We start from the raw sequence: 11,043 nt of genomic DNA, 5'->3' as shown, positions 1-11,043 counted from the left end.
TGCGTAGACCGGCTCGAACCGGTTTACGCACTCACGACCCCGCTCACCCGCCGTGCTGCTGGGTGATCTGCTCGCGCATGCGCTGCTCGGCTTCGCGCAGCTCCGGGGTGAGGTTCTCGCCGAAGTCGGCCTCCTCGGCGACCTTGCGGATCTCGACCTCGCCGCTCTCGAACGGGATCCGGCGGGCCCACTCGATCGCCTCCTCGCGGGAGGCGACGTCGAGGATCCAGTACCCGGCGACGAGCTCCTTGGTCTCGGTGAACGGCCCGTCGACGACGGTGGTGCTGCCCTTGCCGGAGAACTTGACGCGCGCGCCGAGCCGGCTCTCCAGCAGCCCGTTGCCGTCGACCATCACGCCCGCCGCGACCAGCTCCTCGTTGTACCTCGTCATCTCCGCGAGCTCCTGCTCGCTGGGCACCGCGCCGGCCTCGGACTCCTGGTCGGCCTTGACGATCACCATGTACTTCATCGCTGTCTCCTCGGGGTCGGTCCCTGCTCTCACCAACGCATCGAACGGCCGGAGCCCGGATCGACACTCCGCGACGATTTTTCCAGAACTTTTTCCACCGGCATCCTGACCTGCGAAAACGCGGTGCCGGTTGGGAGCGCCGGGGGAGCGGTGGCAGGATTTCGGAGGTGACCAGTGCCTCCGATGCGCAACTCCGCGATCTCGCGCTGCTGCGGCGGGTTCGCGATCGGATCGACCGGGAGTACGCCCAGCCGCTGGACGTCGAGGCGCTCGCCCGGGGCGTCGGCATGTCCGCCGGTCACCTCAGCCGGCAGTTCCGGCGGGCCTACGGCGAATCCCCGTACAGCTACCTCATGACGCGGCGCATCGAGCGCGCGATGGCGCTGCTGCGGCGCGGCGACCTCAGCGTCACCGACGTCTGCTTCGAGGTCGGCTGCTCCTCGCTGGGCACCTTCAGCACCCGCTTCACCGAGCTGGTCGGCATGTCGCCCAGCCGCTACCGGCGCGAGGCGGCGGAGGCCACCGCGGGGATGCCGTCGTGCGTGGCCAAGCAGGTCACCAGACCGATCAGGAATCGAGAAGCGCGAGCGCCCGGCCAGCCCTAGCGTTGGCGGCATGGACATCACGATTGCCGAAGCCTTCCTCCCGCACGAGGACCCCGAGGCCACGCTGACCTTCTACCGCGACGTCCTCGGCTTCGAGGTCCGCAACGACGTCGGCTACGGCGGCATGCACTGGATCACGGTCGGCCCGCCGGGGCAGCCGGGGACGTCGATCGTGCTGTACCCGCCGGCTGCCAGCCCCGGCATCACCGACGACGAGCGCCGCACCATCGCCGAGATGATGGCCAAGGGCACCTTCACCATGATCAACCTGGCCACCCCGGACCTCGACGGCACGTTCGAGAAGCTGCAGGCCAGCAACGTCGAGATCGTCCAGGAACCCACGGAACAGCCCTACGGCCGACGCGACTGCGCAGTCCGCGACCCCGCAGGGAACCTGATCCGCATCAACGAGCTGCGCTGAAGAGCCCGTTTTCAGGCCGACGAAGATCAAAGACGGTTGCTGGCCCGCAGTTTCGCCGGGAGCCCGCGTGCGTCATCGCGCGGGCTCCCGGCTGATCGTCCGACCCGGCTGGTTCGATGGGGGCGACCGCGGGTTCCACGAGCAGATGGAGACACCGATGAGCAAGTCCGGGCTGCACGTCGCTGACAGCCACGACCTGATCCGCGTGCACGGTGCGCGGGTGAACAACCTGAAGGACGTCAGCGTCGAGATCCCCAAGCGCCGGCTCACGGTGTTCACCGGGGTTTCGGGTTCGGGCAAGAGCTCGCTGGTGTTCGGCACCATCGCCGCCGAGTCGCAGCGGATGATCAACGAGACCTACAGCGCGTTCGTGCAGGGCTTCATGCCGACCCTGTCGCGGCCCGACGTCGACGTGCTCGACGGGCTGACCACCGCGATCATCGTCGACCAGGAGCGGATGGGCAGCGACCCGCGCTCCACGGTCGGCACCGCCACCGACGCCAACGCGATGCTGCGCATCCTGTTCAGCAGGCTCGGCAAGCCGCACATCGGTTCGCCGCAGGCGTTCTCGTTCAACGTGGCCTCGGTCAGCGGCGCCGGTGCGGTCAAGTTCGAGCGCGGCGGCAAGACCGTGAAGGAGCGGCGCGAGTTCAGCGTCCTCGGCGGCATGTGCCCGAACTGCGAAGGCCGGGGCCAGGTCAGCGATTTCGACCTCGCCGAGCTCTACGACGACACCAAGTCCATCAACGAGGGCCCGTTCAAGGTCCCCGGCTACAGCGCGGACGGCTGGTACGGGCGGATCTTCGGCGGCAGCGGGTTCTTCGACCCGGACAAGCCGATCCGCGAGTTCACCGAGAAGGAGCTGAACGACCTCCTCTACAAGGAACCCACCAAGATCAAGGTCGAGGGCATCAACCTCACCTACGAGGGCCTGATCCCGAAGCTGCAGAAGTCGATGCTGGCCAAGGACCGCGAGTCGATGCAGCCGCACGTCCGGGCGTTCGTGGACCGGGCGATCACCTTCACCGACTGCCCCGAGTGCGGCGGCACCCGGCTCAGCGAGACCGCGCGGTCGTCGAAGATCGCCGGGATCAACATCGCCGACGCGTGCGCGATGCAGATCAGCGACCTGGCCGAGTGGACCCGCGGCCTCGACAACGCGTCGGTGGGGCCGCTGCTCGAGAACCTGCAGCAGACCCTCGATTCGTTCGTGGAGATCGGCCTCGGCTACCTCTCGCTGGACCGCCCGTCCGGGACGCTGTCGGGCGGCGAGGCGCAGCGCACCAAGATGATCCGGCACCTCGGGTCCTCGCTGACCGACGTCACCTACGTCTTCGACGAGCCGACCATCGGCCTGCACCCGCACGACATCCAGCGGATGAACGATCTGCTGCTCCGCTTGCGGGACAAGGGGAACACGGTGCTCGTCGTCGAGCACAAGCCGCAGACGATCGCCATCGCCGACCACGTCGTCGACCTGGGGCCCGGCGCCGGCACCGCGGGCGGCACGGTGTGCTTCGAGGGCGACGTCGAGGGGCTGCGGTCCAGCGACACCACCACCGGCCGCCACCTGGAGGACCGGACCAAGCTCAAGGCGCAGGTGCGCGAACCCAGCGGTGAGCTGGAGATCCGCGGCGCGAACACGCACAACCTGCAGGACGTCGACGTCGACGTCCCGCTCGGGGTGCTGTGCGTGATCACCGGTGTGGCGGGATCCGGCAAGAGCTCGCTGGTGCGCGGTTCGATCCCCCGCGACGCCGGGGTGATCGAGGTGGACCAGACGGCGATCCGCGGCTCGCGGCGCAGCAACCCGGCGACCTACACCGGGATGCTCGACCCGATCCGCAAGGCCTTCGCCAAGGCCAACGGCGTGAAACCGGCGCTGTTCAGCGCGAATTCGGAGGGCGCCTGCCCCGGCTGCAACGGCGCGGGCGTCATCTACACCGACCTGGCGATGATGGCCGGGGTGGCCACCACCTGCGAGGAGTGCGAGGGCAAGCGGTTCCAGGCCGCGGTGCTGGAGTACGAGTTCGGCGGCAAGGACATCAGCGAGGTGCTCGCGATGTCGGTGGCGCAGGCCGAGGAGTTCTTCGGCGACGGGGACAGCCGGATCCCGGCGGCGCACAAGATCCTGCAGCGCCTCACCGACGTCGGTCTCGGCTACCTCCGCTTGGGCCAGCCGCTGACCACGCTGTCCGGCGGCGAGCGGCAGCGGCTCAAGCTGGCCACGCACATGTCGGAGAAGGGCGGCGTCTACGTCCTCGACGAGCCCACCACCGGCCTGCACCTCGCCGACGTCGAACAGCTCCTCGCGCTGCTGGACCGCCTCGTCGACGCGGGCAAGTCGGTGATCGTGATCGAGCACCACCAGGCGGTCATGGCCCACGCGGACTGGATCATCGACCTCGGCCCCGGCGCAGGCCACGACGGTGGCCGAGTGGTCTTCGAAGGAACACCGGCCGACCTGGTCAAGGACCGCTCCACCCTCACCGGCGAACACCTCGCGGAGTACGTCGAAGAGTGACCGGCTGGAAGGCGTGCCCGCTGAACGGGGCACGCCTTCCACTGTCGAGGTCAGGCTGGTGGTGATCAGGTCAGGTCGGTGAGGGCCTTGTCGAGGATTTCCAGGCCTCGGTCGATCTCTGCTTCCGAGGCGGTCAGGGGTGGGGCGATGCGGAAGGTTCCGCCCATGCCCGGGAGCTGGACGATGTTCATGTGCAGGCCGAGCTCGGCGCCGTCGGTGACCAGTTCCAGGCCGACCAGCAGGCCGCGGCCGCGCACGTCGCCGATCACCTGGTGCGTCCTGGCCAGGTCGTTCAGCCCGCCGATGAGGCGGTCGCCGAGTTCGCGGGCACGGGCGTCGAGGCCGTCCCGGGTCAGCACGTCCAGGACGGTGTTGCCGACGGCCGCCGGGAGCGGGTCGTTGACGTGCGTGGTGAAGAACAGGAACCCGCGCTCGTGCGCCTGCTGCTCGATGTCCGCGCTGGTCAGCACGGCCGCCAGCGGTAGTCCGGCGCCGAGGGTCTTGGACAGGGTGATGATGTCCGGGACGACGCCGTCGCGTTCGAAGGCGTACCAGTCGCCGGTGCGGCACAGGCCGGTCTGGGCCTCGTCGAGGATCAGCAGCATGCCGCGCTCGTGGCACTTGTCCCGCAGCGCCGCCAGGTAGCCCGGCGGCAGGTCGATGAGGCCGCCGCTGCTCAGGATCGGCTCGACGATGCAGGCCGCGAGGCTGCCGACCGACTGGGCGTCGATCATGCTGAAGCCGAGGTCGAGCTGGCGGCGCCAGTCCAGGTTCCCGTCGGCGTCGACGATGTCGGGCCGGAACCGGTCGGGGACCGGCAGCGCGAAGTTGCCGGGAGCGGCGGGCCCGTACCCGGAGCGCCCGGCGCTGTAGGTGGCGTTCGCGGCGGCCTGCGTCATCCCGTGCCAGGAACGGGCGAACGAGACGACCTCGAACTTGCCGGTGACGAGCTTGGCCATCCGGATCGCGGCCTCGTTCGCCTCCGCCCCGGTGGACAGGAACACCGCCTTGTCCAGCGGAGCGGGCAACGTCGCCGCGAGCCGCTCGGCGAGTTCGAGCACCGGCCGGCTCAGCATCCCGCTGTAGAGGTGGTCGAGCCGCTCGGCCTGGGCCCGGATCGTCGCGACGATCTCGGGGTGCGAGTGCCCGAGGATCGCGCTCATCTGCCCCGAGGTGAAGTCGAGCAGCTCCCGCCCGTCCTCGGTGGTCACCCAGCTCCCTGCAGCGCGGTCGATGACGCCGGGGCTGAAGGCGCCGTGCCCCGAGTAGCGGATCAAGTGCTGTGCCGTGTCGTCGAACATGGCCCGAAGCTACGGACGCACCTCACCTCGCGTCCACCGCGAGTTTTCGTGAGCGGCGATGGTGGTAAGAGCGACCATCGCCGCTCACGAGAGGTGAGGCTCAGCCCGTGCGGCGTCGGCGGGCTGCTGCGGCTGCCGCCGGGCCTGCGAGGAGGAGGGCCGCTGCGGCGATCGCTCCGGTGAGCCAGAGGGCCCTGTTCGCCGGGTTCGGGTCTGCTGCAGCGGGTTTGGGGACTGCCAGGTGTTCCGGGACCGGGGGCTTGGGCGGGTCGGTGTTGGGGATCGTGGTGACTGCGGCGAACGGGTCGACGACGCCGTAGCCGATCAGCTCGTTCGGGAGTGGCGTCGAGGGGTGGTCGGCCGTGCCGAGCAGGCGCTCGGCGACTTCGGGCGCGGACAGCGCCGGGTGGTAGGCGCGGACGAGGGCTGCGGCGCCTGCTGCGTAGGCCACGGAAAGCTCGTCCCCGGAGGAGACGCGGTGGCCGGAGCCCTGCGGGGAGAGGCCGACGAGCTGCTGGGCCGGGGCGGCGATCGCCGGGGATGCGCCGTAGTTCGCGGACTGCGACGGGCCGTCCGGACCGACCGGGGCCACCGCGAGGACGCCCGGAATGCGGGCGGGGAAGGCGAGCTGGCCCTTCTTCGGCACCGCGGCGGACGCTACGACCAGCACGTCCCGCTCGGCGGCGTAGGCGACGGCGGCCCGCAGCTCCGGCATGTCCAATGTGGCCACCAGCCCGACGGCGACCACCCGGGCACCGCCGTCGACCGCCGCCCGGATGCCCCTGCCGATGTCCACCGCGAGCCCGGCGTGGTCCAGGATCTTCGGCGGATCGTCGCTGACCCGGACCGGGAAGATCTTCGCCGCCGGTGCGACCCCGGCGAACGGGACGTGCGGGTCGCTGCTCGGCCGAGCAGCGATCAGCGACGCGATGAACGTGCCGCGACCGAAGCAGTCGCCGTCGCCGGGACCACCGCCCAGGTCCGAACCCCGCAGCACCGCACCGGACAGCGCCGGTGCGGTGGCGCTGACGCCGGTGTCGACCACGCCGACGACCACGTCCCCCTCCGTCAGCGGCCACGCCCGGTCCGCGCCCATCCGCTGCTGCGCCCAGGACATCGTCGTCACCGGGGTTTCCGCTGGTGGCGTGCACTGCCCGATCGGTTGGGCCACGGCCGGGGACGCGGTCGCCACGACGCCCAGGACCGCGGCCAGCACGGCTCCTCGAAAGCTCACTCCGGTTCCTCCGTCCAGCCGATCTGCAGGCCGATGCCGTCGCGACGGGTCACCAGCAGCGCTCGGCCGGGTGGCAGCTGCCGGCCTCGGGCGCCGTTGAGCAGCGGTAGTTCGTTGGCCGGCATCGACAGCGCCAGCTCCGGGGTGTTCGACTCCTGCAAGCGGCGGGTCACCGGCTCCATCGACGACCGGCTCGAGCCCGCCGCCGCGCGGGCCATCACCAGGTGCAGGCCGATGTCGCCGGCCTGCGGGACCAGCTCCACGAGCGGGTCGAACGGGCCGCCCATCGGGCCCAGCATCAGGTCGTAGTCGTCGACCAGCACGAAGATCTCCGGGCCGCTCCACCAGTCCCGCCTGCGCAGCTGCGCAGGGGTGATGTCGGTGCCGGGCACCCGCTCCTTCAGCTCCTCGGCGAGCTGCCGGACCAACGTCTCGGCCGCAGGCGCGGACACCGCAGCACCGCGGCGGTAGGCCTCGGGCACCGATTCCAGCAGTCCGCGGCGCGGATCGACGACCAGGACCTGCGCCTGCTCCGGCGAGTACACGCTGGTGATGGCGTTCGCGATCAGCCGCAGCGCCGCGGTCTTGCCGCTGCCGCTGTCGCCGACGACGGTCAGGTGCGGCCGGTCGCCGAAGTCGTGCCACACCGGTTGCAGGTCCAGCTCGCCCGCACCGAGCGCGACCTTCGGGCCCGGCTGCGGGGCGGGCAGTTCCGCCGCGGGCAGCACGGCGGGCAGCATCCGCACCACCGGCGCATCCCGGCCGGACCAGCTCTCCGCGACCGCCGCGCACAGCTCCCTGGTCGATTCGGCGAGGCCGTCGGTGCCCGCGACGCCGTCGATGCGCGGCACCCCGGCCAGGAAGTGCATCTGGTCCGAAGTCATGCCGCGACCCGGGATCTGCGGGACCTCCGCCGCCTTGCGCATGTTGATCATCGAGTCGATCGAGTCGCCGAGCCGCAGCTCCAGGCGGGTGCCGAGCTGGTCGCGCAGCGCGCTGTGCACGTCGGACCAGCGGTTCGTGGTGACCAGCAGGTGCACGCCGTAGGCGAGGCCGCGGCTGGCGAGCGCGCGCAGCGCCATGTCGTGCTGCTCGAACTCCGAGCGCAGCGCGCCCCACCCGTCGACGACGAGGAACACGTCGCCGTGCGGGTCGTCGGCGAACTCGCCCTTCGCGCGCCGCTCCCGGTAGGCGGCCATGCTCTCCACCTCGTGCTCGGCGAAGGTCTTCTCCCGCTGCGCCAACAGGGTTTGCACCTCGGCGATGGTGCGCGCCACCCGCTCGGCCTGCAGCCGACCGGCGACGCCGCCGACGTGCGGCAGACCGTCCAATGCGGACAACGTGCCGCCGCCGAAGTCGAGGCAGTAGAACTGCGCCTCGGCCGGGGTGTGGGTGAGCGCGATCGAGGCGATCAAGGTGCGCAGCAGGTTGCTCTTGCCGGACTGCGGACCACCCGCGATGCCGACGTGCCCGCCCGCCCCGGACAGGTCGACGACCTGCAGGTCGCGGCTCTGCTCGAACGGCTTGTCCACCACGCCGACCGGCACCACGAGCCGACCGCAGCCCGGCCAGCCCGATGCGGTCAGCCCGCGCTCGGGATCGGGAAGCAGCGGCGGGAGCAGCTGGTCGAGCGCCGGCGGATCGGCAAGCGGCGGCAGCCACACCTGGTGCGCGGGCGGGCCGTGGCCGACGAGCTTGTCCACGGCGACCGAGAGCACGGAATCGCCGGAGTCGTCGTCCGCGGCGGGTGCGGGTTCCGGAGCCGGGGCGGCGGACACCGGGAGCTTGCCGACGCCGAACGGGACGACCTGCCGCCGCACCTCCTCCTGCCGCTGCTCGCGGGTGCGCCTGCGGTGCTGGCCGGACACGTAGGCGGCCTTGAAGCGGATCAGCGTCGCGACGTCGCTGCGCAGGTAGCCGTTGCCGGGCGCGCTCGGCAGCTGGTAGGCGTCGGGGACCCCGATCACCGACCGGCTCTCCATCGCGGAGAACGTGCGCAGGCCGATCCGGTAGGACAGGTGGCTCTCCAGCTTGTGCATCCGGCCGTCCTCGATGCGCTGGCTGGCCAGCAGCAGGTGCACGCCCAGCGAGCGGCCGAGCCGGCCGATCATCACGAACAGCTCGCCGAAGTCGGGGTTCGCGGCCAGCAGCTCGGAGAACTCGTCGACGATCACGAACAACGTCGGCAGCGGATCCAGCGGTGCCCCGGACAGGCGCGCCTTCTCGTACTCCAGCAGCGAGCTGTAGTTCCCGGCCGCGCGCAGGAACTCCTGGCGCCGCACCATCTCCCCGTGCAGCGCGTCCTGCATCCTGGTCACCAGGGTCGCCTCGTCGGCGAGGTTGGTGATCACCGCGGAGACGTGCGGGAGCTGGTCGAGGCCGAGGAACGTCGCGCCGCCCTTGAAATCGACCAGCACGAAGTTCAGCGTCTCCGACGAGTGCGTCATCGCCATGCCCAGCACCATCGTGCGCAGCAGCTCGCTCTTGCCGGAACCGGTGGCGCCGATCAGCAAGCCGTGCGGGCCCATCCCGCCCTGCGCCGACTCCTTGATGTCGAGCTCGATCGGCGCGCCGTTCTCGGTGATGCCGATGGGGATCCGCAGCCGATCGCGGGTCAACCCGCTGCGCGCCATCGACTTCGGATCCCACGCGTCGAGGTCGCCGATGCCTAGCAGCTGCGGCAGCTCGAAGTTCGCCACCATCGGCTCGGCGACGTCGGTGGTGCCGCCGAGCCGGTACGGGGAGATCGTCCGGGCCAGGGTCGCGGCCTTCGCGGTGCTGAGCAGGTCCGGGGTGCACAGCTCGGTGCGGACCTCCTGGCCGGTGCGGTCGGTGCGCACCATGTCCACCCGCTCGGAGGTGACGTCCAGCCGCAGCGTGGTTCGCCCGGCGCCGCCGGTGAGGGCGTCGGAGACGTCGAGGACGACGGAGTTGTGGTAGCCGGTGCCGGCCAGGCGCGACTCGGCGGGGACGTCGACGCCGTCCAGCACGATCACCACGTACGGCTCCTCCGGGCTCGGCGAGGCCGCTGCCTCGAACCGGCCGCGCTCGCCGAGCTCGGCGTCGAGCAGGTCGGTCAGCGCATCCACCCCGTCGGCCAGCAGGCGGACCTGGCCCGCGCCGTCCTGCTCGACCGGGTGCTGCGCGTGCGGCAGCCACTTCACCCAGTCCCACAGGTGCACCCGGTCCGGAGCCGCGCACACCACGACCCGCAGATCCTCCGGCGAGTGGAAGGTGACCAGCTGCGCGAGCGCGGACCGGGTCACCGCGCGGATCGCCTCCTCCTCACCGGCGAAGCGCACCTTGGCGAAACCGCGCAGGAACAGCGACGTCGGCAGGTTCGCGACCGAGCTGTAGGCGTTGATGAACCGGCGCAGCGCCCGGGCGGACAGCGGTTCCAGGTCGGAGATCGGCTTGGTGCTGAGCGGGGTCATCCGGACGGCGAGGCGCTGCGAGCCGGTGCCGATGCGGACCTCGGCGAAGTCGCCGTGCGCGGCCCGGCGCTCCCACAAGCGGCCGGTCATCGCCACCGACCAGAGGCTGTCCGGGTCCGGGTGGCGCCAGGACAGCGACTCCCGCTGCTTCGCCGCCGCGGTCCGGACCTGGGAGCGGACCTGGCCGAGGTAGCGCAGGTAGTCGCGCCGTTCGCCGCGCATCTTCTGGCGCCGTTCGGTTCCGCCCCGGGCGAGCTGGACCAGGAACATCAGCAGCGCCATCGTCAGCATCAGGCCGAACATGCCCAGGCCCAGCATCGGGTTCCGCGGCGCGATGTAGATCAGCATGAACACGCCGCCGCCGAGCATCATCGGCAGCATCATCAGCGACGACAGGAAGTCCCGGCCCACTGTCTCCGGCAGCGGCGGAGGCTCCTGCAGGGAGAGCTCCCCGCTCGGCATCTCCGGAGGCTGCTCCCGACTAGGTCGGCGAAACAGGGTCGTGGTCATCGCGCTCGGCTCCTCGCTGGGTGGTCCCCGGTCCACCCACCCCACGTCCCCGACCCACCGATCCGTTCACCACCTCCCGGACCCGGGTGTCCGCAAATTCCATTGAAATCGAAGGTCCAATTTCAATGGAATTTGTGGACCTTCGGCGTGTCAGGTCCCGACACGCCGACACCGAGTACCTGCAGTTTCAATTGAAACTGTGGTTCCCGCGGCGTGTCCGCACCCGACACGCCGGAGGTCCGGTGCAGTTTCAATTGAAACTGTGATCACCGGTGTGTCGGGACCCCGGTGTGTCCGAACCCGGCGTGTCCGGACCCCGGCGTGTCCGAGCCCGGTGTCCGAGCCCGGTTCTTGGGGTCTGACGCGCCGACGGTTGTGGATGAGTTCCGGGTCCTGTGGAGAACTTCCGCAAATTCAATGAGGTGATCTCAGTGGAATGGGGATGGCCGGTGGCCTGGAGAGATGTGGGCGTGGGGTCCTGGTAGAAGAAGGTCTCACCACAAGATCATTCTTCAGGCCAGGACCCCACGTGATCACCTATAGTG

Annotated in this window: 7 protein-coding genes; 3 read left to right on the top strand and 4 right to left on the bottom strand. The window is 70.5% G+C overall.

The genetic code is table 11. The features are described from left to right. Nucleotides 1–43: 43 nt before the first annotated feature. A complete protein-coding gene (locus OU415_RS36760; protein WP_270954335.1) occupies nt 44–469 on the bottom strand; it encodes a YciI family protein in 426 nt (141 codons plus the stop codon). Between the two features lie 167 nt (nt 470–636). Between OU415_RS36760 and OU415_RS36755 the strand changes: the two genes are divergently transcribed. From OU415_RS36755 to OU415_RS36745, 3 genes are all read left to right on the top strand, one after another. Further along, nucleotides 637–1,074, top strand: a complete 438-nt coding sequence (locus tag OU415_RS36755; RefSeq protein ID WP_270954334.1) for a helix-turn-helix transcriptional regulator — start codon at nt 637–639, stop codon at nt 1,072–1,074. A 10-nt stretch (nt 1,075–1,084) separates the two neighbouring features. Then, the gene (locus OU415_RS36750; protein ID WP_270954333.1) at nt 1,085–1,495 is read left to right on the top strand and encodes a VOC family protein; all 411 of its coding nucleotides are present in this window, start codon (nt 1,085–1,087) and stop codon (nt 1,493–1,495) included. 157 nt (nt 1,496–1,652) lie between these two features. Further along, nucleotides 1,653–4,019: an excinuclease ABC subunit UvrA gene (locus OU415_RS36745; RefSeq protein WP_270954332.1), complete on the top strand. Its 2,367-nt coding sequence runs from the start codon at nt 1,653–1,655 to the stop codon at nt 4,017–4,019. Between the two features lie 65 nt (nt 4,020–4,084). Here OU415_RS36745 and OU415_RS36740 read toward each other — a convergent pair whose 3' ends face one another. The 3 genes from OU415_RS36740 to eccCa all read right to left on the bottom strand — a co-directional run bounded on the left by OU415_RS36740 (nt 4,085) and on the right by eccCa (nt 10,450). Beyond that, nucleotides 4,085–5,320, bottom strand: coding sequence for an aspartate aminotransferase family protein (locus tag OU415_RS36740; protein ID WP_270954331.1), 1,236 nt, complete (start codon nt 5,318–5,320; stop codon nt 4,085–4,087). A gap of 100 nt (nt 5,321–5,420) precedes the next feature. Further along, on the bottom strand, nt 5,421–6,554 hold the full coding sequence (locus tag OU415_RS36735; RefSeq protein ID WP_270954330.1) for a S8 family serine peptidase: 1,134 nt from the start codon (nt 6,552–6,554) through the stop codon (nt 5,421–5,423). Next, entirely contained in the window at nt 6,551–10,450 is a 3,900-nt protein-coding gene (gene eccCa, locus OU415_RS36730; protein WP_270954328.1) for a type VII secretion protein EccCa, read from the bottom strand. Before eccCa ends, OU415_RS36735 begins: the two co-directional genes overlap by 4 nt. Nucleotides 10,451–11,043 lie beyond the last annotated feature (593 nt).

This window comes from Saccharopolyspora oryzae, from assembly GCF_027853915.1.
GTDB lineage: Bacteria > Actinomycetota > Actinomycetes > Mycobacteriales > Pseudonocardiaceae > Saccharopolyspora > Saccharopolyspora oryzae.
The sequence above is the reverse complement of the archived record's forward strand: the minus strand, read 5'-3'. Positions and strand labels throughout refer to the sequence as shown.